The organism is Streptomyces sp. Wb2n-11, from assembly GCF_001049855.1.
GTDB classification, from domain to species: domain Bacteria; phylum Actinomycetota; class Actinomycetes; order Streptomycetales; family Streptomycetaceae; genus Streptomyces; species Streptomyces altiplanensis.
The window spans coordinates 6,377,877-6,403,447 of sequence record NZ_CVPB01000001.1 but is presented as its reverse complement, the minus strand read 5'-3'; the positions used below and the strand labels follow the sequence as shown (position 1 = coordinate 6,403,447).

Annotated in this window: 24 protein-coding genes and 1 pseudogene; 10 read left to right on the top strand and 15 right to left on the bottom strand. The window is 70.7% G+C overall.

Going from position 1 to position 25,571, the window contains the following annotated elements; all coding sequences use genetic code 11:
- The first annotated feature begins 4 nt into the window (after positions 1-4).
- Entirely contained in the window at positions 5-484 is a 480-nt protein-coding gene (locus BN1555_RS29340) for a hypothetical protein (protein ID WP_093802168.1), read from the top strand.
- Positions 485-556: 72 nt separating this feature from the next.
- Here the strand turns inward: BN1555_RS29340 and BN1555_RS29335 are convergent, their stop codons facing one another.
- The 3 genes from BN1555_RS29335 to BN1555_RS29325 all read right to left on the bottom strand — a co-directional run bounded on the left by BN1555_RS29335 (position 557) and on the right by BN1555_RS29325 (position 2,795).
- Positions 557-1,126, bottom strand: a complete 570-nt coding sequence (locus BN1555_RS29335) for a hypothetical protein (RefSeq protein ID WP_093802167.1) — start codon at positions 1,124-1,126, stop codon at positions 557-559.
- A 39-nt stretch (positions 1,127-1,165) separates the two neighbouring features.
- Positions 1,166-2,008: a hypothetical protein gene (locus BN1555_RS29330; protein ID WP_141662900.1), complete on the bottom strand. Its 843-nt coding sequence runs from the start codon at positions 2,006-2,008 to the stop codon at positions 1,166-1,168.
- Positions 2,009-2,201: 193 nt separating this feature from the next.
- Positions 2,202-2,795, bottom strand: a complete 594-nt coding sequence (locus BN1555_RS29325; protein ID WP_255306232.1) for a DNA-binding protein — start codon at positions 2,793-2,795, stop codon at positions 2,202-2,204.
- A gap of 185 nt (positions 2,796-2,980) precedes the next feature.
- Between BN1555_RS29325 and BN1555_RS29320 the strand changes: the two genes are divergently transcribed.
- The 5 genes and pseudogenes from BN1555_RS29320 to BN1555_RS29300 all read left to right on the top strand — a co-directional run bounded on the left by BN1555_RS29320 (position 2,981) and on the right by BN1555_RS29300 (position 5,057).
- Positions 2,981-3,529, top strand: a complete 549-nt coding sequence (locus tag BN1555_RS29320) for a phosphatase PAP2 family protein (protein ID WP_093803725.1) — start codon at positions 2,981-2,983, stop codon at positions 3,527-3,529.
- A gap of 106 nt (positions 3,530-3,635) precedes the next feature.
- Positions 3,636-3,833 (top strand): YegP family protein, encoded by a 198-nt coding sequence (locus BN1555_RS29315; RefSeq protein ID WP_093802164.1) that lies wholly within the window; start codon positions 3,636-3,638, stop codon positions 3,831-3,833.
- A gap of 95 nt (positions 3,834-3,928) precedes the next feature.
- Positions 3,929-4,354 carry a phage holin family protein gene (locus tag BN1555_RS29310; protein ID WP_093802163.1) on the top strand — a complete coding sequence of 142 codons (426 nt, stop codon included), beginning with the start codon at positions 3,929-3,931 and terminating at the stop codon, positions 4,352-4,354.
- Complete coding sequence (locus tag BN1555_RS29305) at positions 4,351-4,791, top strand: DUF3618 domain-containing protein (protein ID WP_093802162.1); 441 nt, start codon at positions 4,351-4,353, stop codon at positions 4,789-4,791. Before BN1555_RS29310 ends, BN1555_RS29305 begins: the two co-directional genes overlap by 4 nt.
- A pseudogene (locus BN1555_RS29300) lies at positions 4,791-5,057 on the top strand (DUF4235 domain-containing protein). Before BN1555_RS29305 ends, BN1555_RS29300 begins: the two are co-directional and overlap by 1 nt.
- Before the next feature lie 501 nt (positions 5,058-5,558).
- Here BN1555_RS29300 and BN1555_RS38575 read toward each other — a convergent pair.
- A complete protein-coding gene (locus BN1555_RS38575) occupies positions 5,559-5,876 on the bottom strand; it encodes a hypothetical protein (protein WP_141662899.1) in 318 nt (105 codons plus the stop codon).
- A gap of 268 nt (positions 5,877-6,144) precedes the next feature.
- On the bottom strand, positions 6,145-7,236 hold the full coding sequence (locus BN1555_RS29290) for a YihY/virulence factor BrkB family protein (RefSeq protein WP_093802161.1): 1,092 nt from the start codon (positions 7,234-7,236) through the stop codon (positions 6,145-6,147).
- Between the two features lie 229 nt (positions 7,237-7,465).
- Between BN1555_RS29290 and BN1555_RS29285 the strand changes: the two genes are divergently transcribed.
- From BN1555_RS29285 to BN1555_RS40710, 3 genes are all read left to right on the top strand, one after another.
- A complete protein-coding gene (locus BN1555_RS29285; protein ID WP_093802160.1) occupies positions 7,466-7,735 on the top strand; it encodes a hypothetical protein in 270 nt (89 codons plus the stop codon).
- A 269-nt stretch (positions 7,736-8,004) separates the two neighbouring features.
- On the top strand, positions 8,005-8,265 hold the full coding sequence (locus tag BN1555_RS29280; protein WP_093802159.1) for a GlsB/YeaQ/YmgE family stress response membrane protein: 261 nt from the start codon (positions 8,005-8,007) through the stop codon (positions 8,263-8,265).
- A 273-nt stretch (positions 8,266-8,538) separates the two neighbouring features.
- Positions 8,539-8,640, top strand: coding sequence for an Rv0909 family putative TA system antitoxin (locus tag BN1555_RS40710; protein ID WP_255306231.1), 102 nt, complete (start codon positions 8,539-8,541; stop codon positions 8,638-8,640).
- A 328-nt stretch (positions 8,641-8,968) separates the two neighbouring features.
- On the opposite strand, the gene BN1555_RS38570 is transcribed toward BN1555_RS40710, so the two are convergent.
- The 7 genes from BN1555_RS38570 to BN1555_RS29245 form a co-directional block, all read right to left on the bottom strand.
- Complete coding sequence (locus BN1555_RS38570) at positions 8,969-9,280, bottom strand: hypothetical protein (RefSeq protein ID WP_141662898.1); 312 nt, start codon at positions 9,278-9,280, stop codon at positions 8,969-8,971.
- Positions 9,281-9,428: 148 nt separating this feature from the next.
- The gene (locus BN1555_RS29270) at positions 9,429-9,878 is read right to left on the bottom strand and encodes a hypothetical protein (protein WP_093802158.1); all 450 of its coding nucleotides are present in this window, start codon (positions 9,876-9,878) and stop codon (positions 9,429-9,431) included.
- Positions 9,821-10,138 (bottom strand): hypothetical protein, encoded by a 318-nt coding sequence (locus tag BN1555_RS29265; RefSeq protein WP_093802157.1) that lies wholly within the window; start codon positions 10,136-10,138, stop codon positions 9,821-9,823. Before BN1555_RS29265 ends, BN1555_RS29270 begins: the two co-directional genes overlap by 58 nt.
- 46 nt (positions 10,139-10,184) lie before the next feature.
- Complete coding sequence (locus tag BN1555_RS29260; RefSeq protein WP_093802156.1) at positions 10,185-10,985, bottom strand: ABC transporter permease; 801 nt, start codon at positions 10,983-10,985, stop codon at positions 10,185-10,187.
- Entirely contained in the window at positions 10,982-11,998 is a 1,017-nt protein-coding gene (locus BN1555_RS29255; RefSeq protein WP_093802155.1) for an ATP-binding cassette domain-containing protein, read from the bottom strand. Before BN1555_RS29255 ends, BN1555_RS29260 begins: the two co-directional genes overlap by 4 nt.
- Before the next feature lie 79 nt (positions 11,999-12,077).
- Positions 12,078-12,284 carry an MbtH family protein gene (locus tag BN1555_RS29250; RefSeq protein WP_093802154.1) on the bottom strand — a complete coding sequence of 69 codons (207 nt, stop codon included), beginning with the start codon at positions 12,282-12,284 and terminating at the stop codon, positions 12,078-12,080.
- Positions 12,281-22,708 (bottom strand): non-ribosomal peptide synthetase, encoded by a 10,428-nt coding sequence (locus BN1555_RS29245; RefSeq protein WP_093802153.1) that lies wholly within the window; start codon positions 22,706-22,708, stop codon positions 12,281-12,283. Before BN1555_RS29245 ends, BN1555_RS29250 begins: the two co-directional genes overlap by 4 nt.
- A gap of 330 nt (positions 22,709-23,038) precedes the next feature.
- Between BN1555_RS29245 and BN1555_RS29240 the strand changes: the two genes are divergently transcribed.
- Complete coding sequence (locus BN1555_RS29240; RefSeq protein WP_093802152.1) at positions 23,039-23,356, top strand: hypothetical protein; 318 nt, start codon at positions 23,039-23,041, stop codon at positions 23,354-23,356.
- A gap of 507 nt (positions 23,357-23,863) precedes the next feature.
- Here the strand turns inward: BN1555_RS29240 and BN1555_RS29235 are convergent.
- The 3 genes from BN1555_RS29235 to BN1555_RS29225 form a co-directional block, all read right to left on the bottom strand.
- Positions 23,864-24,310 carry a hypothetical protein gene (locus BN1555_RS29235; protein WP_093802151.1) on the bottom strand — a complete coding sequence of 149 codons (447 nt, stop codon included), beginning with the start codon at positions 24,308-24,310 and terminating at the stop codon, positions 23,864-23,866.
- Between the two features lie 42 nt (positions 24,311-24,352).
- Positions 24,353-24,958, bottom strand: coding sequence for a flavodoxin family protein (locus tag BN1555_RS29230; RefSeq protein ID WP_093802150.1), 606 nt, complete (start codon positions 24,956-24,958; stop codon positions 24,353-24,355).
- A gap of 308 nt (positions 24,959-25,266) precedes the next feature.
- Positions 25,267-25,551 (bottom strand): hypothetical protein, encoded by a 285-nt coding sequence (locus BN1555_RS29225; protein WP_093802149.1) that lies wholly within the window; start codon positions 25,549-25,551, stop codon positions 25,267-25,269.
- Between the last annotated feature and the right edge of the window lie 20 nt (positions 25,552-25,571).

The window sequence follows — 25,571 nt, the reverse complement described above, 5'->3', positions numbered from 1 at the left end:
GAGCATGAGGCTCGGATCGAGGCTTCGCGGCGAGTTCCCGCGCGGCTGGTGGCGCTCGGCGCGATGGTGGATCACCGGGGTCCGCGACCTGGCATTGAGCACTGCGGCGGCCGTGGCCACCGTGGTGTTCGTCGGCGAGATGATGCGCGCTGTGCAGCATCGCGACGAGCCGCGGACTCTGGCGCGCCTGTCCGGCACGTTCGAGGGGTACGTGGCCAGTCTCTTGATCAACAGCGCAGGCTTGGTCGTTCTGGTCACCCTGGCGATCGAGGACGGTCTGCTTGTGGTGCTGACGGCGTTGCTGGCTGGGTGGTGTCTGGTCAACATCGCCATCAGTGCCATGGTGTTCGTCGTGGTCGCCCGGTCGAGGATCCGGCAATCGGCAGCGTGGGCTGAGGTGGATTTCGTCGAGCAGCACGCGCCGAAGTACGGCCGGCCACCGGAGACGATTGAGGAGTACCGGGCGCAGCAGCTCCAGGAGTAGGTGTCAGAGAGAAGACAGAACCCCGTGGACGTGATATCCACCGGGTTCTGTGCTGCCTGGGTGGTGCGGCAATCAGCTGTGTTGGTTGCAGTCCTTGGCCATCAAGGCCTTCGCCTGGTCGCTGTCGGCGGGGATGAGCTGGACCTGGTCGATCGAGTAGGCGAAGGTGTACCCGAGCGTGATCATGCTGTTCGACATCGAGATCGAGCCGGATCCCGGGTCAGTGCCTGTCTGGTCGGAGCCGTTGACGTCGTCCCAGAGCACGCTGGTCCGGCTGTCGTTGATCGTGCCGGTCGAGAGAACCTGGTACTGGCCCTTGTCGGTCTTACCGTCCTTGACGATCGAGTCGTGCTTGCTGTCGTCGAGAGCCTTCGTGGTCAGCTGGCACTGCTGGTCGCCAGCGGTGACGTTGATGTACGTGATCTTGTGGCCGTCGATGGCGGCGATGCCGCCGCGCGCCCCGTCGGTGATGGAGATGTAGGCACCGTCGATACTGGAGGCCTGGCTGCTGCTGGGGCTCTGCGAGGAAGCAGCATCGCTGCTCCCGCTGCAGGCGGTGAGCATGAGAGCACCCGCGGCCAGGGCCGCGGCGGACACGGCGGTCCTGGTCCGCGTCGCACGTGCGGTCCTGGTGGAGTTCATGGCGTTCTTCCTTCGTTCGTTTTGGACAGTCGGTTTGGTTCAGCTCTGCGGAGGCTGGACCGGCGGCATGCTCGGTATCGGCGGAACGGCAGAGGCCTGACGCGGCGGCAGCGGGACAAGGACTGCAGCAGCCAGCACCACGACCGACAGCAGCGCCAGGAGCACCACGCCTGCCCCGACGGAGGCGTAGCGGGTGCCGCTGATGGAACCCATGGTCCCGAAGCCGTCGATCATGCCGATCAGCCCGGCGACGATGCCCACGACTCCGGCGGTGGTGCGGGACCAGTTCGCCTTGCGGATGACTGCCACGGCAGAGACGGCGATGGCCACGAGCATGATGAAGAGCAGGAAGCCGCCCTCGCCACCGGCCTCGTCGCTGCAGTAGTTGACGGAAAAACCCATGGCTGAAGCGAGCGGCATGAACAGCGAGATGATCGCCAGGAACGCCGCGGCGGTAAGGATGAAGGTGGGCAGCCCCCTCAGCTTGGCCAGTCCCGGACGCGAGGTGCTCTGCCGCATCGAGCGCGCGGCGCTCTGCGCAGCGGGGACAACGCGGTTGCTGAAGAACTCCTTGGCTCCAGAGTTCTCGACAGCCGGCGCGACCTTGGTGTTGAAGAAGTCCCGGGCACTGTTGACGACCTGCCTGGCTCCGTCGGCCATCTGCTCCATCGACGGATCACGAGGCCGGCGCTCGTGGACGATCAGGCTGGCATGAACAGCGGTCTGGTACTCAGACATCGGATGATGCGTCTGCTGGAACCCGGCGGCCCACTGCTCGGCCGTGACAACGGGCGGAACCTGCGGTCGCGGCGGCACGGCCTGTGATGCTGATGCATGGCCCTGTGTCGGCTGCTCGGGTAGCTGAGGCTGATCCTCAGTCATGATCGCCCCCGCTTTCTCTCGTTCAGTCCTGCGTGTCCAGGTGGCGCCGTCCTCCCAGATCAACGCTTGTGAAGGCATTCGCAATGCGAGCAATCAGTATTGCAGGTTGATGTACCAGATGTACCACCTGACGACGGAAAGCCAGTCAAAGGCGCCTATGGATAAGCGACTTCGACTGGCCAGGACTCGACTGTCAGGCGTCCTCTTGGAGGTTGTCGAGTCGATGCTCAGTCAGCGCCAGTGCGACTTCGGACTGGTTGAGCGCGTGCTCGCCGTCCTGGATGCGCCACTTAAGACGCTGCACCGGCGGGGCGTCAGCTTCCTGGAGCGCCAGGTCACCGAGCTCGCACAGCTCCGCGTACGCACCCTGCAGCTGCTCCTCGTGGTGTGCCGACCGGACCCTGAGACGGGCGATCCGCTCCTTCCACCAGTTCACCCGCGACTCGCGGTCAAGCGTGGTCTTTCCTTCGAGCCAGGCGCGGAGCTCGGTCTGGTCGACGTCACGGGGGAGCCCGGTGGCGAGGGGCCCCTCGGGTTCCGGCATGTCGATGGGAATGTGCGACAGCAGCACCGCTGGGGTCGTATCGAGGGCATAGGAGATCGCGACGAGGTCGTCGACGGTCACGGGGCGAGCGCATCGCTCCATCTCCGCGAGGGCGTCTGCCGAGATCGGGTGATCGAGCATCCGGAGCACATAGGCCAGCTCGTCGACGCTCAGCTCGCGCAGCTGGCGGTAGTGGGTGATGGCGTCGGACACAGCAAGAGACGTGGGAAGGGACGACGGCATGCATCGATCATAGGCGCGCTCGGCGCGGCCCCCAGGTGGTTTGTCGTGTACTCCCTAGGTGTCCCTCGCTACCCGCGTAGATGGACCGGCAAAGACTGACCCCGTGTCGTGAAGCAATGCTTGATCCGGGACGCTCTGTGGTTGAGACGGAGTGTCGAACACCAGGCAAGGGGAACCGGGTGGTCATGCAGCTCCTCCATGACCTCCACTCTGTTGACCGGCAGCTGACCCGCCGGGCCGCCTCCTGGACATCACCCTGGGCACGGCAGGTGTTGCCGGCGGTGGAGTCCGCGGCCGAGAAGACGAAACTCTGGTGGGCCACTGGTCTCCTGATGGCCGTCACTGGTGGGCGCAGAGAGCGCAAAGCGGCGGTGGCGGGCGTGGCCGGGATGCTGAGCGCGCAGGTGATCGGGAACGCTGTATGCAAGCAGCTGTACGAGCGGCGCAGATCTCCGGCGGATTTGATCCCGCACGACGACGTCGAGGACCGGCCGGACTCCTCCTCCTTCCCCTCCGGGCACACCGCCGCAGCTGTCGGTTTCACTGCCGCCGTCGCCGTGCTCTCGCCGTGGTGGGGAGCGGCGGCCGCGGTGCCCGCCGCGATGGTGGCCGTCGAACGCGTCCACAGCGGGGCGCACTACCCCAGCGACGTCGCGGCCGGCGCCGCGATCGGCCTGGCCAGCGCCTGGCTGGTCCACCGCGCACCACAGCTGCTGCTCCGCCAGGTGCTGTGACCGCCCCGTGGAGGGGTGGCGGGCAACCGCATGGCGTAGCAGAGGTCGGGTACGCGCCGGGCAACCACCCACCCCGCTACGCGGGCACGAACGGAAGGCAGGCGTCATGGCAGCACGGTTTGAGGTCCGGCACCAGCCCGCAAAGGGCTACCACTTCGTACTGATCGCGACCAACGGGCAGGTCATCGCCACCAGCGAGCACTACGAAACCCACCGGGCCTGCCTGAATGGGATCGACTCCGTCAAACGCAACGCCGACGCCCCCGTCCACGACGTCACCCCTGGCAGCGGCAAGGAAAGCTGACGCCCCAGGCGGGCGCCGGCGCTCATGCCGCACCGACCACCCGGGCGGTTGATCACGTTTCCCGCCCGGCTTGAGCAGTGAAGGCAGGTACACCGATGAGTACGTCCATGGATCCCCCGCCGCGCCAGGGCACCCAGGCCCAGGAGCCGGTCGGTGAGCTGGTCAAGCAGGCGTCGGAGCAGATCTCCCAGCTGATGCGCCAGGAACTGCGTCTCGCGCAGGCCGAGATGCAGCAGAAGGGCAAACGGTTCGGAATCGGCGGCGGCCTGTTCGGCGGAGCCGGAGTGATCGGCTTCCTCGCCCTGCAGGCCCTCGCCGCCACCGCCATCGTGGCCCTGGACCTGCTGTGGCCGCTGTGGGCCGCGGCGCTGACCGTCACCGTGGTCCTGGCGCTGCTGGCGGCGGTGCTTGCCGCCGTGGGCAAGAAGCAGATCAGCCAGGCGACCCCGCCCGCCCCTGAGCGGGCCATCAACGGCGTCAAGGCCGACGTCGCTGAGATCAAGGAGAAAGCGCACCGATGACGATCAACCCGCAGGACAACGGCTCCAACGGCTCGACGCCTACCCCTGAAGAACTGCGCGAGCAGGTGGAAGGGACCCGCGAAGAGCTCGGCCAGACCGTCGAAGCGCTGGCCGCCAAGGCTGATGTCAAAGCCCAGACGCAGCACAAGGCGGCGCAGGTCAAGAGCCAGGTGCAGGACAAGGCCACTCAAGCGCTGCGCCTGGCGCAGGACAAGACTCCTGAGCCGGTGCGTGAGAAGGCCGCGCAGACCAAGGAGCAGATCGCCCGGGCAGCGGCTGCCGTGGCAGACAAGTTCCAGGAGAAGGCCCCGGACCCGGTCCGCGAGAAGGCGTACCAGGCAACAGAGACCGCGCGCGGCAACCGTGGCCTGCTCATCGCCGGAGTCGCTGCGCTTGCCGTGCTCGTCCTCGTGCGCCGTAAGAAGAGGGGGTGCTGATGAAAGCCTCGAAGATCGCCTACAAGCCCGTCGGGCTGGCGCTCGGCGCCCTCAGCGGTGTCGCGGCCGGCGCCCTGTTCAAGCAGGTCTGGAAAGTCCTCGGCCACGACGAAGACGCCCCCGACGCCACCGACGAGGACCGCACCTGGTAGGAGATCCTGCTCGCCGCCACCCTCCAAGGCGCGATCTTCGCCGCCGTCAAAGCAGCCGTCGACCGCGCCGGTGCCACCACCGTGCAACGCCTGACCGGCACCTGGCCCGGCTGACCCGGCCACCAAACCCCAGCCGTGGGTGCACCCGCCCGTCGCTCGGCGCGGGTGCACCCGCCGCATGGGAAACAGCAAGGGCAGCGCGGCGGGCACACCTACCAGCATGGCACCCACCCTCGTCAAGAGTCCCCGGCCCGCCCGACGAGGGAGACAGCGTGCTCGCGGCCGGTCGGCCCCTTGAACGCGACGGAGATGTAGCTTCGGACGCACGGCGTCGGAGCAGGGACGAACGCGTATCTCGGTCCTCGGGTGGTGGGCCCCGGCCGTCCCAAATCTATGAGTCCTACCCATCGCAACGACCTCGCCACTCACGTCCGTCACCGACGATGCGGTCGTCCAACGGTCGTGACCGCTTTGGTCCGCTTCCGGCCAGGCATCGGGGTGACCTTCGGCCACCGGGACTGGGGAAATGGCTCGTGCCCCCGCGCCGGATCGCGCTCCAGGCTTTCATTTTTCAAGATCCCTGAGAGCGTCAGCCAGAGCGGGTGAGTATGAGTGCTAACTGGCCCCGGAGTCGTCCTCGTGCCGGACATAGAGCGGCTGGAGTCGTCGCCAGTACCGGTCGAGGTGTCCGTCGGTCTCGCGCAGAGCCTGGCCGGCAGTGGGGTCGAGCATCGAGGCATGAAGCTCTGCCAGCCGGTCGACACCCGGATCGAGTGAGGGCGCCTGGGGGGCGATGCGCCACCAGGGGGCCTTGGCGGCGCTGGCCCTCCGATACGGCCAACGATGGCGGGACACCGACCACCATCGCGCCGCGAGAACCGTGGCGGTCACGGCCGCCGCAGTAAGAGCGTGCAGGTCACGGTGTGGGGCCATTGATCCTTCCTGTCTCAGGTAGTCGATGCCTGTCAGCCGGGCCAAGTACCGGTCAAGCGGTGCATGATTACGGCGTCGTCCCGGCCGCAGCGGCGTTGATCAATTCACATCGCTCCTTGCACGGCCGCGGTGAACAGAGCTTCCTGCCAGGTGCGGTCCTCATCTGCGGCATCAGGGGCGTCATCGTCATGCCCGAGCCCCTTCCCTGCCTGCGGCGATCATGCCGCTGGCCGGGTCGGGAAGCCTGGTCGTGCAAGCACGGCTGCTTTCAGTCGAGGCGGCGGCGGTCTTCCTCGGTCCACTTGGCGGTGTCGCGCGGTTCGACGTACGGCTCCTCGGTTTCGGGATGGCCTCCGTCGATGGCGCGCTGGCGGGCCATCTCCGCGTCGAATTCCAAGCCGAGGAGGACCGCGAGGTTGGTGATCCACAGCCACACCAGGAAAATGATCACGCCGGCCAGGGTGCCGTAGGTCTTGTTGTAGGACGCGAAGTTCGCCACGTAGAGGGCGAAGCCGGCGGAGGCGACCATCCACAGCAGCAGCGCCAGGAAGCTGCCCGGAGTCACCCACTTGAACCCGCGGCCGCGCGCGTTGGGTGCGGCCCAGTACAGGATCGCGATCATGATCGTGACCAGCAGGACCAGGACCGGCCACTTGGCGATCGACCACACCGTCATGGCGGTGTCCCCGACACCCAGCGCGCTGCCGGCCCGCTGGGCGAGAGGGCCGGTGAACACCACCATCAGCGCGCTGACGACCGCCAGCACCATCAGGACCACCGTCAGCACCAGCCGCAGCGGCAGAACTTTCCAGGCGGGACGGCCTTCGGGCATGTCATAGACGGCGTTGGAGGTGCGGATGAACGCCGCGATGTAGCCGGAGGCCGACCACACTGCCAGCACCAGACCCACGATCGCCATGAGCGACCCGGTGCCGCCGTTGCCCTGCAGCTGCTGTACGGCGTTGGAAATGATGTCCCGGGCCGGGCCGGGAGCGAGCTTTTGGAGGTTGTCCATCACCTGCTGGGTGGCGGTCTTGCCCGCGATCCCCAGCAAAGAGACCAGCACCAGCAGAGCAGGGAAGAGGGAGAGAACTCCGTAGTAGGTCAGAGCCGCGGCCCGGTCGGCGAGCTCGTCGTCCTTGAACTCTTTGGCCGTGCGCTTCAGCACCGCCCACCACGACCGCTTCGGCATCGCGGTCGGCGCATCCGGTGCGTTGCGCTCCACTTCCGGATCCGATCTGATGCTGTCTGCCCCCTGCCGGTTGTCGGGTTCGCCGTTCTTACGGTCCCAATAGCGCTCGGAGCCGTTGTGGCGGCCGGGTTCGTTTCGGTGCTCATCTGGTTGCGGTGTCCGTGCCATGCCAGGCGGGTAACCGCACTCGGCGGCACGAAAACAGATTCCTCTTACGTGTGCTTGCGGATGTTTCGTTCCGCCGATGCTGGTGAGCCGGAGGGGAGCCGACACCCAGGAGGCAGGAGGGCAAGAGATGACCGCCCGAGAGCAGATGCCGACCGCGCTGGAACCGAGCGCCGGGATGTCCCCTGGGGCTGTGTCGCGTGCCACACCACCTGTTGAGCGAGGAGAATCCATGGCCAGGGTCAAGCAGCCGCTCACCGACGACAGCATCAAGGTCCGCCAGCTCAGCCACTACCAGTTCAGCTGGGTAGCCGGCGAGCCCGGCGTCCCCGGCACCTTCACCCTCCAGCTCGTCCTGGACGAAGGCGCCTGGGAAGAAGTACTGACCGTCGACGCCAACGACGCCGACGTTCTCCAAGACCTGCTGGAGAACACCGAAACCGTCCACTACGACATCGGCCGTCGCACCCTGATGTTCGGCGTCACCCCCACCGGCAGCTAATACCAGCACGCGAATCATCCGCCCCGCTGCCGGCCCCCGTCCCAAGGGACCGGCAGCGAGGCGACCGCGTGAGACGACCGCAGCAACATCGCCGTGCGTGAGCCTCACCTGGCTGCGACGGCACAAATGAATGTGCAGCGCTCGCTTGTGCTCCGGGCTCCGCTCTGCACCGGGCTTCGCCACCCGGTAGCAAGTACAGGGCAGCTGTTCGGGCATGCGAACTACAGGTTCCCGGAAGAGACCGGGACAGCAGAACAGGAGGAGTTGTCATGTCATTCCTGTGGGCCATCATCGCGGGACTCGTCATCGGCCTGCTGGCCAAGCTCGTTCTGCCTGGCCGTCAGCCCATTCCCCTGTGGCTGACAGTCCTCCTCGGTATCGGCGGCGCCGTCGCAGGCAATGCGCTCGCCAGCGGCTTCGGCGTGCGCGACACCGGCGGCATCGACTGGATCCGGCACATTTTCCAGATCGGCATCGCTGCCGTCCTGATCGCTCTCGTCGCCCCTCTGTGGGCACGACGACACGCTTGACTCCCACGCTCATGCCCTGCCGGCACAGCTTCCGGACCGCCTGGGCACTCCGCGCGCAAAGCGGCCACATGGACATCTGAGCACGGCCGCGCGACCGCACACGCGGATCGGGGAAAGAAACAGCGGCTCTGCCGCAACGAACGACGACACACCGGCACTATCACAGGAGGTATCTCATGAGCAGGCTGGGCGATATGACGAACAAGGCCAAGGATATGGCCAAAAAGCACCCACAGCAGGCCGACAGACAAGGGCGTCGAGAGCGCGGAACGCGTGGCCGATGAACGTACCGGCGACAAGTACAACGCCCAGACCGACAAGGCTGCCGACGCCGCCCGTCGCTCCTACCGCGGGGGCGACACGGCCGGCCACTGAGCAGCCTCCCGACCCAGGTCCCCAGCGCCCGCGCTGGGGACCTCCCCATGCCTGGAGCGACAAACGTTCACTCCTTCAGTAAAATTCAGGCGGAGGCCCGGTCCAGGGTTTTGATCACGTGGGCCGCTTCCCACCGCTTGCTGCAGCGCCCTTGAGCCGACGGGCAACCGGGCCGGAACCGCGTGCGCGAAACCCCGCCGGCCCCAGGGCCCCACACGGTCCGTTCGTCTTTCCGTCACGGTCACCGTTCGGCGAGCGGTCACTGTTTCCACTTCCCCTCTCCCCGGTGACGAGACACAGGTGCCGAAAGGCGCGGACGTGGCCGGTCTCAGCCGTGGGCGTGCAGGGACTTGGTCTCTCTCCCCCTTCGAAGAGCTCCGGCAGCGCCTTCGGTCACAGCCGGGGGCCCGGTACCACTCAATGAACGCGCGGGCGGCCGGACGACGGGTGCCGCAGGCACGGGCAGAGTTCCATCCATACGCCGGTCAACAGCGGGCCGGGCTGGCTGTTCGTCTTCGTTCCGGTCGGGGCGCAGCCGGGCGAGTTGTTCGTCGCTGACGTTGTCGAGGCTGCCGTCGAGGTTTCCGACGCGGCCGAAGAAGCCGTCGGGGTTCACCACGTAACTCCAGGTGAACGACACGCAAGCCCCCCTTTCGGGGGGGGGAGCGTGATGCGAAGGGTCACGATCCACCCGCCTGCCGGCCAGCGTCAAGGGGGCTGTACGCGCGCCCGTGCCGGGGATCCGGTTGCGCCTCTCGTGACGACGGGGATCGCAGCGTCGTTGGTCGTCACGGCCCCCATGCCGGGCCCCGGGGACGTCCTGGCCGGCCCCGGGGCCCGCAGCGTTGCGGGAAGGGCTGCTGAACCAGCGTGGCGAGGGCCTGGTCGGCCACCTGTACGCCCATCGTGGCCGCGATGGTGGTGCCGGCCTCCAGGAGCCTGTCCTTGAGCTGGGTGGCGAACTGGCGCAGGCGGCCCGGCTCAGGGTCCTCGCAGGTCGCCTCGGCGTGGAGGTCCTGGGCGACGCGCTCCAGCTCCACGCGGTCCGTCCCGGACATGCCCAGGGTGGTGCTGACCTGGCCGATGTACCCGGCGAGCTGGGCGAACGGCGTCGGGTCGACGCCGTTGGTGCTGTTCTGGGTGAAGTGCTGCTGCTCGCCGATGATGACGCCCTTGGCGTTCAGCAGGCAGGTGCTGTACGTGGTGCCGGGGCGGGGCTGGTTGATGCGGTCCTGCACGCTTGCTTGCTGGGTGTCGGCTCCCCTCCCCCGGACAGGGCGCGGCTGACGCCCCGGGGCGTGATGGCGACCATGGCGAGGTCGGTGTCGATGCGCTCGATCAGTTTGTGCTCCGCCAGGCAGGCGAGCGTTTCGTACAAGTCGTCGCCTGAGATGTCGGATCCGGCGAAGTAGAGCCCGGGCGCGGCGAGGAACAGCGCCGGGCCGACGGGCTGCTGGTTGCCTGCGGTGTCGAACAGCCACCGCCGGAAGGCGTCCATGGCGCAACGGAGCCGGGTGGCGCGTGACGGCTCCCACCGAGTGTTCTCATCCGAGGGTCACCCGGCGAAAGCGCGTCAGCGCCAGCAGCATGAAGACCCCCGTGATCAGGCACGCGCAGCCGAGCGCGTACGGCAGGGCGTGGACGACGGGCCAGGCGTCGCTCACGGGGACACCCCTGGGCGCCGGGTTGCCGAAGAGGTCTCGTACGGCCGTCGCCGTGGCCGAGACCGGGTTCCACTCCGCCACCGCCCGCAGCGGACCCGGCATCGTGTGCGTCGACACGAACGCCGACGACACGAAGGTCACCGGGAAGAGCCACAGCAGGCCGGCGCTCTGCGCCACCTCCACGCTGCGGGCCATCAGCCCGATGGCCGCGCCGACCCACGACATGGCGAAGGCGAACAGCAGGATGAGGAGGTACGCGAGTACCGCGTCGCCGGCGGACGCGCCGATGCGCCACCCCACCAGCAGCCCGCACAGGGAGGTGACGACCAACGTCACGGTACTCATGAGCAGGTCGGACATCGTGCGGCCCAGCAGCACGGCCATCCTGGGCATGGGCAGCGACCGGAACCGGTCGACGATGCCCTTGTCCATGTCGTTGGCCAGACCCAGGGCGGTGAACGCCGAGTTGAAGGTGACGGCCTGCGCGAAGATCCCGCCCATGAGGAACGTCCGGTAGTCCGCCCCGCCGAGGCTGCCCCCGAAGACGTACGCCAGCAGCAGTACGAACATCACCGGCTGCACCAGGGCGGCGATCACCGAGCCCGGGGTGCGGCGCAGGTTCAGCAGATTGCGCCAGGCGACGATGGACGAGTCGCGGGCCAGTCGCCGCACCGATGTCATCGCCCTGCCTCCGATGCGCCCGCGCCGGCGGTCCCGCCGGTGGCGGCCGGTCTGCGCGACGTCTCCGGTTGGCCGGTCAGGGACAGGAAGACGTCGTCGAGGGTGGGCGGCGCGAGTGCCACGTCCCGTACGGCGACGTCGGCCAGCCGCAGGCAGCCCAGGGCGTATTCGAGGCTCTGAGCACCGTGTTCGGTGGCGACGGTGAAGCGGCCCGTACGGGAATCCAGGGCCGGCGCGTGCGGGCCCAGTGCGCCCAGGATCTCGGCCGCCGCCGCCCGCGCCCCGGGGTCGGCGACGGTGAGTGACAGCCGCTCGCCGCCGACCCGGGCCTTGAGTTCGGACGCCGAACCCCGGGCGACCACACTGCCGTGCTCGATGACGACGATGGTGTCGGCCAGCTGATCGGCCTCCTCCAGGTACTGCGTGGTGAGCAGGACCGTCGTACCGCCGTCGACGAGTTCCTGGATGGAGGCCCAGGTGTCGGCCCGGCTGCGCGGGTCGAGCCCCGTGGTCGGCTCGTCCAGCACGACGACGGGCGGGCGGGCGACGAGCGCGCCCGCCAGGTCGAGGCGCCGGCGCATTCCACCGGAGTACGTGCCGCTGGGCCGGTCGGCGGCGTCTTCGAGCCGGAAGCTTCCGAGCAGCAGCTCCGCCCTGCGCCGGGCGGCGTGCCGTCCCATCCCGTACAGGCGAGCGACCAGGTAGAGGTTCTCGCGGCCGGTCAGTTTCTCGTCGACCGCCGCGTACTGGCCGGAGAGGCCGAGGTTGCGCCGGACACTCTCGGGGTCCTCGCACACGTCGTGCCCGGCCACCCAGGCCTGCCCGCCGTCCGGCCGGAGCAGCGTCGACAGCACGCGCACCGTGGTGGTCTTGCCCGCCCCGTTCGGCCCGAGCACCCCCAGCACGGTGCCGGGCGCCGCCTCCAGGTCCACACCCGCCAGGGCCTGCTTGTCCCCGAAGCTCCTGGTGAGCCCTTCGGCGCGTATCGCCGCGTTGTTGTGCCGCTCCGTCATCGCTGCCTTTCGTCGCGGTATGAGTCGCGGTATGAGTCGCGCTGTGGGTCGCGCTGTGATCTGGGGCCGCAGGCCCGGGTCAGGCCATGGCGGCGCGGGCGCTCCTGGGTGTGAGGTCCGTCCAGTGCACCTCCACGTAGTCCAGGCAGGCGGCGTGGGCTGCGGGGCCGAACACGGCCTCCCACCCGGCGGGGACGTCGGCGAAGGACGGCCACAGGGCGTGCTGGCCCTCGTCGTTGACGAGGACGCGGTGCTGGGTCTGCGGGTCGTCGAAGGGGTTGGTCATGAGTGGTCTCCCTGTGCGGTGTGGTGACCGGCGCGCAGTGCGGCGGCCAGGGTCGTGCCGATCTGCGCCCGCGCAGCCGGCTGCATCATCTGGGCGTGCGTGCACGCCACGTCGTGGTTCTCGATGTGTCCGTCGATGTACGGCGCCCACAGTCCGAGTCCGAAGGCGTCTCGCGGGCGGCCTTCGGCGGCGGTGAAGAACAGGACGGGGCCGCGGAAGGTGCGGGGGGTGTACTTGCGCATCAGCCGTGCCTGGCCGGCGAAGTTGTCCACCATCGTGTCGATGGTGGCCGGTTCGAGGGACCCGAGCGGGCTGCCGCTGCGGCGGAACGCGTCCCGTACCGCGCTCGCCTCGATCTCGCTGTCCCCTTCGAGCGTCTCCTCGCCCACCCCGATGTTGGACAGCAGGGCCCGGAACACGGTGTCGCGGCCGGCGCTGTCCAGGTCGTCCAGCGGCGCGATCGGGAAGGCGTCGAGGATGGTCAGCAGCGCGATCTGCTCACCGGCCTCCTGGAGCTGCACCGCGATCTCCTGCACGAGGTTGCCGCCGAAGGACCAGCCGAAGAGGTGGTACGGCCCGTGCGGCTGCACGGAGCGCAGCTCGGCGACGTACACGGCCGCCATCGCTTCCAGGCTGTCCGGGAACGCGGCCGCGCCGTCGAGGTTGGGGGTCTGCAGGCCGTACACCGGCTGGTCGGGGTCGAGGTGGGGCAGCAGCCCGCCGTACGCCCAGGCCAGTCCGCCCGCCGGGTGGACACAGAACAGCGGTGGGCGGTCGCCGGTGGTGCGCAGCGGCAGCAGGGTCGCCAGCGGATTGTCCACCGCGCCGTCGAGGAGGCGTTCCGCGAGTGCGGCGACGGTCGGTGCCTCGAAGAGGCTGCGGATGCTGACCTCGACGCCGAGGGCGGTGCGGATACGGCCGATGAGCCGGGTCGCGAGCAGGGAGTGACCGCCCAGCGCGAAGAAGTCGTCGTCGATCAGGACCTGTTCGACGCCGAGCACCTCCGCGAAGAGCGTGCACAGCACGTCCTCGCGGGGGTTGCGAGGCCCCCTGCCGGCGCCGTCGGTGCTGCCGGCGAGGGCGGACGGCGCCGGGTCGGGCAGGGCCCTGCGGTCCAGCTTGCCGCTGGGGGTGAGCGGGATGCGGTCCAGGGGCTGCCAGGCGGTGGGGACCATGTACGCGGGCAGGTCGCGGGCCGCGTGGGCCCGTATCCCGGCCAGGTCGGACGGCGCTTCGGACAGCACCAGGTAGGCGGCGAGCCGGGTCCCCGCCGGGCCGCCGTCGTGGGCGGTCACGGCGGCCTGGACGACATCGGGGTGTGCTTCGAGCACGGCCGCGATCTCGTCGGGCTCGACCCGGAAGCCGCGCACCTTGACCTGGCTGTCGGCGCGTCCGGCGAATTCCAGGGCGCCGTCCCGGCCGCGCCGCGCGCGGTCTCCGGTGCGGTACATCCGTGCGCCGGCCGGGCCGTACGGATCGGGCACGAAGCCGCGCGCGGTCTCGGCCGGCCGGCCGTGGTAGCCGAGCGCGAGGCTGTCGCCGGCGAGATACAGGTCGCCGACGACCCCCACCGGCACGGGGCGCAGGCGCGCGTCCAGCAGGTACGCGCGGGTGCCGGTGACCGGTGTGCCCAGCACGGGGCGGTCGGTCCCGGCGAGCGGAGCGACGACCGTGTCGACGGTGGCTTCCGTCGGACCGTAGAAGTTCCAGGACCGCACCTCGGGCACCTCACGCAGCGCTGTCCACAGCGCCTGCGGGACGGCCTCGCCGCCGAGAACGAGGACCGACGGGCGGTGCTGCGGGCCCGGCGCGAGCAGACCGGCATCCAGCAGTTGACGCACGTGGGTGGGTGTCGACTCCAGGACGTCGAGGCGGTGTTCACGCACCGCGTCGACGAGGGCTTCCGAGTCGCGCCTGGTCAGGTCGTCGAGCACGTGCAACTGGTGTCCGTCGATCATCCACAGCACGGGGTCGAGAGAGGCGTCGAAGGACAGGGCGGCGGTCAGGGCGACCCGCAGCCGCCGGTTTGTGCTCGCGCGTACCGCCGGGGCGAAGACCTCTCGCCGGTGGTGGTCCAGCAGCCGGGCCAGCGAGCCGTGCCCGACAAGCACCCCCTTGGGGCGCCCGGTCGATCCCGAGGTGTGGATGAGGTACGCCGCCGAGTCCGGCCCGGGCCGGACGGCGGGCTCGGGGATGTCCGGCGCCGTCAGGGAGCGGGCCGGTCCGGCGCTGTCGAGCACCAGTTGGGGCCAGACCTCCCCGGCCCGGCCGGCCGTGGCGCCGGCGGTGACGACGAGCCGGGGCCGGGCGTCGTCGAGGACGGCGTCGATCCGCCCCTGGGGGAGGGACTCGTCGACCGGTGCGTAGACGCCGCCGGTCTTGAGTACGCCCAGCAGCGTCGCGACGGAGTCGACGGACCGGGGCAGCAGCACGGCCACCACGTCGCCGGGACGGACCCCGGATTCCTTCAGCAGGGCGGCGATGCGCCCGGAGCGGGCATCGAGCTCCGGGAACGAAATCCGGCCGTCGGGCGCGGTGACCGCGATGTCACCGCTGCGGGACGCGGCGACCGTCTCGGCGAACCGGTCGAGTACGGTCGCCGGACCGGTGGCGGGCTCGCCTCCGTGGCCGAGGGCCAGCAGCCGTGCCTGCTCGTCCTCGTCGATCAGGGCGAGGTCGGCGATCCTGGTGCCCGGTTCGCCGACGGCCCGGTCGAGAAGCCGCAGGAACCACCGCGTGATCCGGTGCGCCGTGTCCTCGTCGAAGAGGTCCCGGCCGAACTCCAGGGTCGCGTCGAGGGTTTCCTCGCCGGGCGCCGCTCCGGGCCGCTCGGTGAAGCCGAAGGAGAGGTCGAACTTGGCTCCTCCGGTGTCGACTCCCTCCATCCGCGCCCGCAGGCCCGGCAGGTCCAGGCGGGGCGGCCGGGTGTTGTTGAGGGTGAGCATCACCTGGAAGAGGGGGTGCCGGGCGAGGGAGCGCGTGGGCTGAACGGCCTCCACGAGGCGCTCGAACGGCAGCTCCTGGTGGGCGTAGGCGGCCAGGTCGATCTCCCGTACCCGGGCCAGCAGCTCCCTGAACGTCGTCTCCGGGCGCACGCCGGTGCGCAGGGCGAGCGTGTTGACGAAGAAGCCGACGAGCGGGTCGAGGGCCTCGTCCGTCCGCCCGGCCACCGGGGTGCCGATGGTGATGTCCTCCCCGGCCCCCGTGCGGTGCAGGAGGGCCGCCAGTGCGGCGTGCAGGACCATGAACGTGCTGGTCGCGGATGTCCTGGCCAGCCGGCCGAGGGCCGCGGTGGTGTCCGCCGGCACCTGGAACGTCACTGTGCCGCCGTTTCCGCTGGAGACGGTGGGCCTGGGCCGGTCGGCGGGCAGCGGTGTCTCGTCCGGCGCCCCGGTCATCTGCGCCGTCCAGTACGCCAGCTGGCTGGCGGACAGCGAGGCCGGGTCGGCGGCGCTGCCGAGCAGTCCGCGTTGCCACAGGGTGTAGTCCGTGTACTGGACCGGCAGCGCCGTCCAGCTGGGCGAGCGTCCGGCCGTCCGCGCCGCGTACGCCCCGGCCAGGTCCTGGGCCAGCGGGCCCATCGACCAGCCGTCGGCCGCGATGTGGTGCACCGTGATCAGCAGGGTGTGCCGGTCCTCGGCGAGCCGGAACAACTCGGCGCGCAGCGGTATCTCCTGCGCCAGGTCGAACGGCCGCCCGCTCGCCTCCCGCAGGGCCCGCGCGAGGGCCGGTTCCTTCAGGGCCGTCACCGGCATGCCGGGGCGCGCGTCACCGGGGGCGAGCACGGCCTGGAAGGGTTCGCCGCCGCTGACCTTGACGAGGGTGCGCAGGCTCTCGTGCCGGGCCACCACGTCGGCGAGCGCCCGGTGCAGCGCCGTACGGTCCAGGGCGCCGTCCAGCCGCACCGCGACGGATATGTGGTACGCGGCGGTCTCCGGGTCCAGCTGGTGCAGGAACCAGAGCCGTTGCTGCGCGGGGGACAGCGGGGGCAGGGCGGGCCTGGGGACCCTGCGCAGCGCGGGGCGCGCCGTACCCGCTTCGTCCAGCCGCTCGGCGAGCGCCGCCGGGGTGGTGGACTCGAAGAGGGTACGGACCGGCAGCTCGACGCCGAACGACGAACGGATCCGGCCGACGAGGCGGGTGGCCAGCAGTGAGTGCCCGCCCAGTTCGAAGAAGTCGTCGTCGCGGCCGACCTGTTCGTGCCCGAGGCTTTCCGCGAACAGGGCGCACAGGATCTCCTCCGGTGCGGTCCGGGGCGGGTCGGCGTCGGCCGCGCCCGGGGAGGCGTCCCCGGCCGTGGGCAGCGCGGCGAAGTCCACTTTGCCGTGGGCGGTCAGCGGCAGCGCGGCCACGGGTATGACCGCCGTCGGCACCATGTACGCCGGAAGCCGGTCGGCCAGGTAGGCGCGCAGGGCGCGGGTGGACAGTTCCTGTCCGTCGCAGGGGACGACCCAGCACACGAGCCGCCCCTCGCCCCGCGTGTCCGGCTGTACGGCGACCGCCGAGTGCGCCACGTCGGGGTGTGCGGTGAGCACCGTCCCGATCTCGCCGGTCTCGACGCGAAAGCCGCGTACCTTGACCTGCCCGTCGGCGCGCCCCACGTATTCGAGGCGGCCCTCCCTGCGCCGCACGAGGTCTCCCGTGCGGTACATCCGGGTCCCCGGGACGCCGTACGGGTCGGGCAGGAAACGGGCCGCCGTGGCGGAGGGGCGGTTCTCGTACCCGCGGGCCAAGCCGGCGCCCGAGAGGTAGAGCTCACCCGTGGCTCCGGGGGCGACCGGGCGCAGCCGCTCGTCGAGTACGCGGGCACGGGTGCCCGTGACGGGGTGGCCGAGGTGGGGGCGGGTGCCGGTGGTGACGCGGCCCATCACACTGTCCACGGTGGTCTCGGTGGGCCCGTACAGGTTCCACACCGCGATGTCCTGGAGCGTCGACAGCTCCTGCCACAGCGAGTCGTTCACGGCTTCGCCGCCGAGCGCGAGAACGCGCGGGCGGGGCTGTCCGGGGGCGAACAGGCCGCAGGCCCGCAGCTGTTCGACGAAGGACGGAGTGGTCTCGACGACATCGATCGCGCTGCGGTGCACGAGAGCGGTGAGTGCCTCGGGGTCGCGGCGCGTCGCGTCGTCCACCAGGTGCAGTTCGTGTCCGGCGACCATCCACAGGAGCGGGTCCCAGGAGGCGTCGAAGGTCATGGCCGCCGTGAGCGCGACCCGCAGCGGGAGGCCGTTGTTCTCCGCCTCGGCCGGCTCCATCAGCTTCTCGCGGTGACTGGCGAAGAGGTTCGCCAGGGACCGGTGCTCGACGACGACGCCCTTGGGAAGGCCCGTGGATCCCGAGGTGTAGAGCACGTACGCGGCGTCCTGGGCGCGCGGCGCCCCGGGCGGGGTTCCTCCGGCCGGGCGCCACACCGCCGGATCGTCCAGGAGCAGACTCTCCGGCGCCGGTGGCAGCGCGTCCCGTGTGGCGGCCGTGGTCAGCAGCAGCCGGGGCGCGGCGGTGTCGAGGATCAGCTGGTTGCGGGCACGGGGGTGCGAGGGGTCGACCGGTACGTACACGGCTCCGGCGCGCAGTACCCCGAACAGCGCCACGATGTGCAGCGACGTGCGGGGCAGGGCCACCGCCACCCGGTCGCCGCCACCGACTCCCGAGTCCCGCAGTACACAGGCCAGTTGCTCGCTGCGGGCCAGCAGGTCACCGAAGCTGAGGCGGCCGTCGGAGGCGACCACGGCGGTACGGCCCGGCTGGGCGGCGGCGCGGGTGGTGAGCGCGTCCACCACCGTCCAGCCCTCGCCCGCCGCCTCCTGGTGGACGGGGAACGGCCCGGCCACCGGGAGGCGGGAGGCGCGGGGCAGTTCGTCCAGGGCCGCGTCGTGCTGGTGGGGCGTCAGAAAGCCGGCATCGGCCACGGGGCGGCCGGGGTCGGCGAGCGCCGCCCGCAGCAGGCGGGTGAAGTGCTCGGCGAAGCGCTCGGCCGTACCGCGGTCGAAGAGGTCCTCGCTGAACTCCAGCTCACCGACGACGCCGGCCGGCGCGCCGTCACCGTCGTGCTGTTCGGTCAGGTCCCAGGTGAGGTCGAACTTGGCCCCGGAGCGGCCGATGGAGGGCTCGTGGCTCACGCCGAGGCCCGCCAGTGCGGGGCGGGGCGCCGGGGTGTTGTTGAGGCTGAGCATGACCTGGAAAAGGGGGTGGCGGGAGAGCGAGCGCGCCGGCGCCGTCTCCTCCACGACGCGCTCGAAGGGAATGTCCTGGAGGGCGTACGCCGCGAGGTCGGCGCGCCGGACCCGCTCCACGAGTTCGCGCAGGTTCGGCGCGCCGGACGTGTCGGTCCTGAGCACCAGTGTGTTGACGAAGAAGCCCACCATGTCGGCGAGGGACTCGTCGCCGCGGCCCGCCACCGGCGTACCGATCGCAATGTCGTCACCGGCGCCCAGCCGCGTCATCAGGGCGGCCAGCGCCGCGTGCAGCACCATGAACGTGCTGGCCCCGCAGTCGGCCGCCAGCCGCGCCAGCGCGCGGTGCGTGGCGGCGTCGAGCCGGACGGGAACGGCCCCTCCCCGGCCGGACGCCCGCGCCGGGCGCGCACGGTCGGCGGGGAAGGTCAGCTCCTCCGGGAGCCCTTCGAGGAGCTGCGCCCAGCGGACGAGCTGGCGTCCCGCGAGGCTTTCGCCGCACCGCGGGTCGCCGAGCAGATCGCGCTGCCACAGGGCGTAGTCGGCGTACTGCACGGGAAGGGTGTGCCACGACGGAGCCTCACCGGCGGTGCGCGCCGCGTAGGCGGTGGCCAGGTCGCGCATGAGCGGACCCATGGACCAGCCGTCCGCCGCGATGTGATGCAACGTCATTACGAACACGTGCTCGTCCGGACCGGTGGGGAACAACTGGGCGCGCAACGGCAGTTCACGGCCCAGGGCGAAGGGCGTGCGGTCGGGTTCGACGGGTGCGCAGCCCTCCGGCATCACCACGAGCGCCGGGCGGGCGTCCTTGGAGCCGAGGACGCGCTGGTGGGGGCCTTCCTCGTCGACGGCGAAGAGGGTGCGCAGACTCTCGTGGCGCGCCGCCAGGTCGGCGAGCGCGTCGGTGAGCGCTTCGCGGTCCAGCGGGCCCGACAGCCTGAGCGCGACCGGCAGGTGATAGGCGGCGCCGGCTTCGCCCAGCTCCTCCAGCAGCCACAGCCGCTGCTGTCCGAAGGACAGCGGCAGCCGCTCGGGGCGCGGCGAGGCGGCCTCGACCGGCGGCCGCGCCGTCGGGGCCGTGTCCAGTCCGGCGACGAGGCCGGCCGGGGTCGGCGACTCGAAGAGGGCTCTGATCGGCAGTTCGACGCCGAAGGCGCCGCGTATCCGGCTGACCAGGCGGGTCGCCAGCAGCGAGTGCCCGCCCAGCAGGAAGAAGTTGTCGTCCCGGCCGGCCCGGGGCAGGCCCAGGCACTCGGCGAAGACCGCGCACATCCGTTCCTCGTCGGGGGTGCGCGGTGCGCCGCCCCTGGCCGCAATCGGCGTGGCCTGCGGCAGGCGGCCGGTGTCGAGCTTGCCGTTCGGGGTGAGCGGCAGCTGCGGCACGGTCGCCCACGCGGTCGGCACCATGTGCTCGGGAAGCAGACCGGCGAGGGCGTCCCGTACGTCCGCGAGGCCGGCGGCGCCGTCGGGGCCGTCGGTCACCAGGTACGCGGCGAGCCGTTCCACCTCGTCCGGGGAGCCGGTCAGGGCGACCGCCGCCTCGGTGACGCCCGGCAGGCTCCGCAGCGCGGACTCGACCTCGCCGGTCTCCACGCGGTAGCCGCGCACCTTGACCTGGCGGTCGCTGCGGCCCAGGAACTCCAGGGTGCCGTTCCCGCTCCAGCGGGCGAGGTCGCCCGTACGGTACATCCGGCCGCCCGGCGGGCCGAACGGGTCCGGCAGGAACCGCTCCGAGGTCAGCCCCGGGCGCCCGGAGTAGCCGCGCGCCACGCCCTCGCCGGACAGGTACAGCTCACCGGCCGCGCCCAGCGGCAGCGGATGCAGTGAGGGGTCGAGCACGTAGGCCCCGGCGCCGGCGACCGGGCGGCCGATGACCGGGGTGCCGCCCGTGATCCGGGTGGTCACCGCGTCGACGGTGGTCTCGGTGGGGCCGTAGAAGTTGAAGACCAGCAGGCCGGACTGGGCGGCGAGTTCGTCCCACAGCGCGTCGTCGACGGCTTCCCCGCCGAGGGCGATCACCAGGGGCCGGTGCTGCGGGGCGGTGAGCAGCCCGGCGGTGAGCATCTGCCGCAGGTACGTGGGGGTGGTCTCGATGGCGTCGATGCGCTGCTCGACGAGGAAGTCCACCAGCGCTTCGGGGTCGCGGCGGGTGTCGTCGTCGACGATGTGCAGTTCATGGCCCGCGACCATCCACAGCACCGGGTCCCACGAGGCGTCGAAGGAGGTGGCCGCGGTCAGGGCGACCCTCAGTCGGCGGCCGAGCGTCCGCTCGGCCAGCGCGTGGGTTTCCTGCCGGTGGTGTTCGAGGAGATTGCTCAGCGAGCGGTGCTCCACGACGACGCCCTTGGGCCTGCCGGTGGAACCGGACGTGTAGATGACGTACGCGGCGTCCCGGTGGCCGGGCCGGCCCGGTCCGGCCACGAACGGCTCCAGGCCCGCCGGGGCCGGGTCAACCGGTGCCGGGTCCACCAGGGCCGGGTCCACCAGGGGAAGCGCGCCCTGCGGGTCCATGGTGCGGGCGGTCTCCGCCGTGGCGACGAGCGCGATCGGCTGCGAGTCCTCGACCATGAAGACGAGCCGGTCGGCGGGGTACGAGGGGTCGAGCGGCAGATACGCGGCGCCCGTGCGCATCACCGCGAGCATCGCCACCACCAGGTCCGTGGACCGGGGCAGACCGACGGCCACGCGGGTGCCGGGCCCGGCGCCCCTGGCGGCCAGCACCCGGGCGAGGGCGTCGACCTGGGCGTCGAGCTCCCCGAAGGTGAGCCGGTTGCCGCCGCAGACCACGGCGCTGTCCGCGGGCGTGGACCGTGCCTGTTCGGCGAGTTGCTCGGGGAGGGTGGCCGGGTTCCGTCCTCCGGCTACGGCGACGGCAGGAGCAGGGGCGCCCAGTCCGAGGACCTGGAGCCGTTCGTCGTCGCCGACGACATGCAGGCTGCCGATCGTCCGCTCCGGGTCGTCCGCGAAGGCCTCGATCAGACGGCACAGACGCTCGTGGTGGGCGGCCAGCTCCTGCGGAGTGTAGAGGCCGGGGTTGCCGAGCAGGTCGACATGGATCCCGCCGTCGGCGTACGAGGCGTGCACGGCGAGGGCCATGTCCTCCACCGGGCCGACGGACAGGTTGTGCAGCGTCGCCCGGTGCGGACCGAAACTGAGCCGGTCGTCGAACGCCAGGACGTTGACCGAGGGCCCGGTCAGCGGGATGTCCGTACCGGTGAGGCCGAGGTCGTGGCGCAGATTCTCCGACGGGTAGCGCTGGTGCGCCAGGACCTTGCGGGCCTGGGCGGACGCCTGCTTGGCCACGTCCGCGACCCGGTCGGACGGGGATATGCGCAGCCGCATCGGCAGGATGCTGCTGAGCATGCTCGGCGTCGCACGGGCCAGCGGGGTGCGCCGTCCGGTCACCGGCAGTCCCAGTACGACCTCCCCGAGCCCCCGGCTGCGGTGCAGGTAGACCGCCATGGCCGTCATGAACAGCGTCGGCCACCCGGCGCCCGCCCGCCTGGCCGCCGCGCGCAGCCGCTCGGCGGCCGGGGCCGCGAACTCCCGGCGTACGCGCAACGCCCCGTGCCCGGGGGAACGCCGCTCCTCGGCCAGGCCGGTGGGGGTGGGGGCGCCGGTCAGGTAGTCCGTCCAGAACTCGCCGTCCGCGCGGTGCTTTCCGGAGGTCCGGTACCTCTCCTCCTCCTCGATCAGCGCCCCCAGGGCGGGCTCCGGCCGGGGACCTTGGCCGGCCGCGGCCGGGGTGGGGGAATCGGTGTAGACCTCGGCGATCCGGGCGAGGGCGAGCGCGGCGCCGTATCCGTCCAGCGCCAGGTGGTGCACCTGCTGGTGGAACAGATGGCGTTCCTCGGCCAGGCGGTAGAGCGTCATGCGCACGAGCGGCCCGGTGGCGATGTCCGTCGGCCGGCCCAGGCACTCCTCCATGCGCCGCAGCGCCTCGGCGCGCGGGTCGTCGTACCGCGACAGATCGACCAGCGGAACGTCGATGTCCGCACTCTCGTGGACGCGCTGGAAGGGAATGCCGTCGCGCTCGCCGAAAGTCAGACGCAGCGCTTCCTGCTCGTCCGCGACCCTCCGCACGGCGGCCAGCAGGAGCGCGGGGTCCATCCGGCCCCGAATGTCCGCGTACTCCGCCACGTTGTACGACGGATTCCGCGCGTCCATCCGCTGGGCGAACCAGAGACCGCGCTGAGCCGCGGTCAGCGCGAGCGTGTGGAGCGGAGTCCCGTCGTACGGTGCGTCGGTCACGCGTTCTCACCTCGGTAGAAGACCACCGGAAGCCGGTCGGCATCGCGGTTGCGAATCTGCGCCACGGCGCACGTGTGCACGGTCGTGGGCTCCAGATAGTCGCCGTTGCCCCTAATGGGCTTGTCACATCAGTCATTCGGAGTCGCAAAGCCACCGGATTGGCGGTGTGACGCACGGCACATCCACGCAAGCGGGTTTCGAACTTCACAGGTGCATACAAGTCAAAAGGCGTTTGTTTTGAGCCATTAGCCAATCTGCGCGACGGGTGACTCCGAATATCCCTCGTCGGAGTTCAGCCGTAATGAGACCTACGAGACCACTGGAGCGTCCATGAATCTCCCCGCCACCGTGCTGCGTTGGGGCGCCGCGACCGCGGCCGCCGGTGCACTGCTGATGTCGACCGCGACCGCCGCCGGAGCCGCCGAGGCCCGTGAGCCGGCCGCGCCGAAGGCGCAGTCGATACGGGCGGACCAGCCGCGCGAGACGCCTTCGGCCACCACCTACGCCTACCGGGGGGTCCAGGGCGGCAACCTGTGCCTGCTCTCGCGCTGTTCGGTCGGCGGCCCCGCCTCCGGAGGCAACGCCGGACCGAGCAACACCCAGGGATTCAACCTCTGCCTGCTGGCGGTCTGCGGCGTCCGCCCCTGACACCAGCCCCGCACAGCACTGTTCCGGAGACCGACGAGCGGTCTCCGGAACAGTGCGCCCGTTCCCTCCTGAAGTTCCAGATCATGGGTCTGGCGTAAGCCGATGACGTGATGCTCGCGTCGATCGTGAGCGAGATCGTTTATGAGTGATCACCGGTCAGCGGGAGACCTCCGCGCGCGTGAGAACGAGCGGGGCCCGCGGCAGGGCGGTGGCATGGCGCGCGTTCATGCATGCCTTGGCGAGGGAGAATCCGCCAGTTCTTCAGGCCTGCGAAGCCGTGCCCGACTGACCTGCGTTCACTGCCGACAACCCGTTTGTGAGGGGCCGTTGGCGGCGTCCTGGCGCCGGCCCGCGCGTCGGAGCAGTGCATGCGCATGCTCACCCTCACCGGCGCCGGCAGAGTTCTGGTCCTGTGCGTGACCACCGCCGCGGCCCTCGCCACCCGGAGCAGCCCTCGCACGATCGTTCCGAGTCGCCGCCCGCCGCGTCCGCGGGTGCCCCGACGGGTCAGGTGGCGGCGTTGCGCAGGATCTTGAAGGCGACGCCGGTGGCGATCGCGTAGACGCCCTTGTGGAACAGGTCGGTGGCCAGTTCCTGCTTCTGCCACTTCCAGGGCCAGGGGGCGATGCCCAGGCCGCGGTAGAGCGTCACGTCGCCGCCCCAGACCACGGCGTAGTGCGCTGCGGTTGCCGCCACCGGGCCCAGCCCGGTCAATGCCAGGGCCCCGCGGGCCGCGCCCATGGTGGTGCCGTGCATCCAGTGCACCGGGGTGTTGAGTTTCCCGGCGGCGGCCTCGTCGCCCTTCCTGCCGGTCAGCGCCGCTCCGACCTGGCCGGGGACCCTGCTGTCCTCCCGGCCGGTCAGGCGCTGCTCGATGGTCTCGGAAAGGGTGAGCACCACGGTGCCGACCGCGCCGGCGGCGAGCCCGAGCCTGAGCGCGAGTGCGACATTCATGCGGGCCTGCTTCCTCGGAACGGGGACGGTGAACCTGATCGGTCAGGGCGGCGGTGGGCCCATCGGTGTGGTGGCCAGCGCCCGGGCGACCGTATGCAGGTTCGCCGCCATCGCGCGCCCGGTCTTGGCCGACCACTCGTGGCCTTCTTCGGTCTCGCTGTAACTCGGACCCGGGCCCGGGCCCCGGTTCCAGTAGGTCCACGCCTGCCCGGGGATGGTGTAGCCGAAGTCCATCAGCCCGCCGGCGATCTCCGAGATCACGTGATGGGCGCCGTCCTCGTTGCCGGTCACCACCACGCCGGCGACCCGGTTGTAGGCGACGGGGCGGCCGTCCGCGTCGGTCTCGCTGAGCATCGCGTCCATGCGCTCCAGCATCCGCTGCGCGATCGAGGACGGATGCCCCACCCACGTAGGGGTGGCCACGACGAGGATCTGTGAGGTCAGGAGCTGCTCGTGCACGCGCGGCCAGTCATCGCCCGCGTCCATGTCCGTTGCCACGCCGGGCGGAATGTTGAGATCGGCCAGGCGCAGCGTGGTGACCTCCACCTCCCGCTCCCGCAGCGCCTGAACCACGACGCCGGCGAGGCGGTCGGTGTTCGACGGCTCCGGCGAAGCCTTCAATGTGCAGTTCAGCACCAGCGCACGCACAGCACTCCAGACGAGCTCAGGGAAACAGGCCGGACAGCCCCGTAGCACGGTAACCACACAGAATCCGCCCTCCGTTACGGCACACCGCATCCCGCCTGCCGACACTGATGTGTTCCCTCTGCGATGCGGCATACGGCGGCAAAGCTCCAACCGGTGCGCAGGCACGGGCGCCCAGTGCTTCCGCGGGTCCCGGACGACTGCCGGCCACGCCATCGCGGCCTCCTCGCGCCCGGAACGGTCCGCCTTCTGGCGCCACGGATGCGGCAGGCGTGCTGAGTCTGCCTGCCGCAGCTGTGACGCACCGGAGGTCAGAAGAGGAAGCCGCCGAGCAGTCCGCCACCGTGGCAGCGTCCCTTGTTTCCGTAGCCGCCCTTCCCGTAGTCGTCCTTGTCGTAGTCGCAACCGCAGCCGTGGCCCCAGCGACCGTTGTGCTTGCCGTCCTTGTCGTGGTGCTTCCAGCGGTCGTAGTGACCGCGGCCGTCGTCGCTGGTGTAAGCGGTCGCCGGAGCGGCATGTGCCGTTGCGGTCATCGGCACGATGGCGCCGGCGGCCAGAGCGGCGATCGCCAGCAGACGGCGGATGGGCTTTGCCATGAGTTGTGCACCTCACTGGT

What these genes read in the sequence shown, in the direction of transcription:
- BN1555_RS29310 (WP_093802163.1), top strand. Translation starts at nt 3,929, where the DNA reads ATGAGTACGTCCATGGATCCCCCGCCGCGCCAGGGCACCCAGGCCCAG.
- BN1555_RS29330 (WP_141662900.1), bottom strand. Translation starts at nt 2,008, where the DNA reads ATGACTGAGGATCAGCCTCAGCTACCCGAGCAGCCGACACAGGGCCAT.
- BN1555_RS29325 (WP_255306232.1), bottom strand. Translation starts at nt 2,795, where the DNA reads ATGCCGTCGTCCCTTCCCACGTCTCTTGCTGTGTCCGACGCCATCACC.
- BN1555_RS29250 (WP_093802154.1), bottom strand. Translation starts at nt 12,284, where the DNA reads ATGACCAACCCCTTCGACGACCCGCAGACCCAGCACCGCGTCCTCGTC.
- BN1555_RS29240 (WP_093802152.1), top strand. Translation starts at nt 23,039, where the DNA reads ATGAATCTCCCCGCCACCGTGCTGCGTTGGGGCGCCGCGACCGCGGCC.
- BN1555_RS29265 (WP_093802157.1), bottom strand. Translation starts at nt 10,138, where the DNA reads ATGGACGCCTTCCGGCGGTGGCTGTTCGACACCGCAGGCAACCAGCAG.
- BN1555_RS29305 (WP_093802162.1), top strand. Translation starts at nt 4,351, where the DNA reads ATGACGATCAACCCGCAGGACAACGGCTCCAACGGCTCGACGCCTACC.
- BN1555_RS29280 (WP_093802159.1), top strand. Translation starts at nt 8,005, where the DNA reads ATGTCATTCCTGTGGGCCATCATCGCGGGACTCGTCATCGGCCTGCTG.
- BN1555_RS29285 (WP_093802160.1), top strand. Translation starts at nt 7,466, where the DNA reads ATGGCCAGGGTCAAGCAGCCGCTCACCGACGACAGCATCAAGGTCCGC.
- BN1555_RS29290 (WP_093802161.1), bottom strand. Translation starts at nt 7,236, where the DNA reads ATGGCACGGACACCGCAACCAGATGAGCACCGAAACGAACCCGGCCGC.
- BN1555_RS38575 (WP_141662899.1), bottom strand. Translation starts at nt 5,876, where the DNA reads ATGGCCCCACACCGTGACCTGCACGCTCTTACTGCGGCGGCCGTGACC.
- BN1555_RS29315 (WP_093802164.1), top strand. Translation starts at nt 3,636, where the DNA reads ATGGCAGCACGGTTTGAGGTCCGGCACCAGCCCGCAAAGGGCTACCAC.
- BN1555_RS29225 (WP_093802149.1), bottom strand. Translation starts at nt 25,551, where the DNA reads ATGGCAAAGCCCATCCGCCGTCTGCTGGCGATCGCCGCTCTGGCCGCC.
- BN1555_RS29235 (WP_093802151.1), bottom strand. Translation starts at nt 24,310, where the DNA reads ATGAATGTCGCACTCGCGCTCAGGCTCGGGCTCGCCGCCGGCGCGGTC.
- BN1555_RS29340 (WP_093802168.1), top strand. Translation starts at nt 5, where the DNA reads ATGAGGCTCGGATCGAGGCTTCGCGGCGAGTTCCCGCGCGGCTGGTGG.
- BN1555_RS29335 (WP_093802167.1), bottom strand. Translation starts at nt 1,126, where the DNA reads ATGAACTCCACCAGGACCGCACGTGCGACGCGGACCAGGACCGCCGTG.
- BN1555_RS29320 (WP_093803725.1), top strand. Translation starts at nt 2,981, where the DNA reads ATGCAGCTCCTCCATGACCTCCACTCTGTTGACCGGCAGCTGACCCGC.
- BN1555_RS29260 (WP_093802156.1), bottom strand. Translation starts at nt 10,985, where the DNA reads ATGACATCGGTGCGGCGACTGGCCCGCGACTCGTCCATCGTCGCCTGG.
- BN1555_RS29255 (WP_093802155.1), bottom strand. Translation starts at nt 11,998, where the DNA reads ATGACGGAGCGGCACAACAACGCGGCGATACGCGCCGAAGGGCTCACC.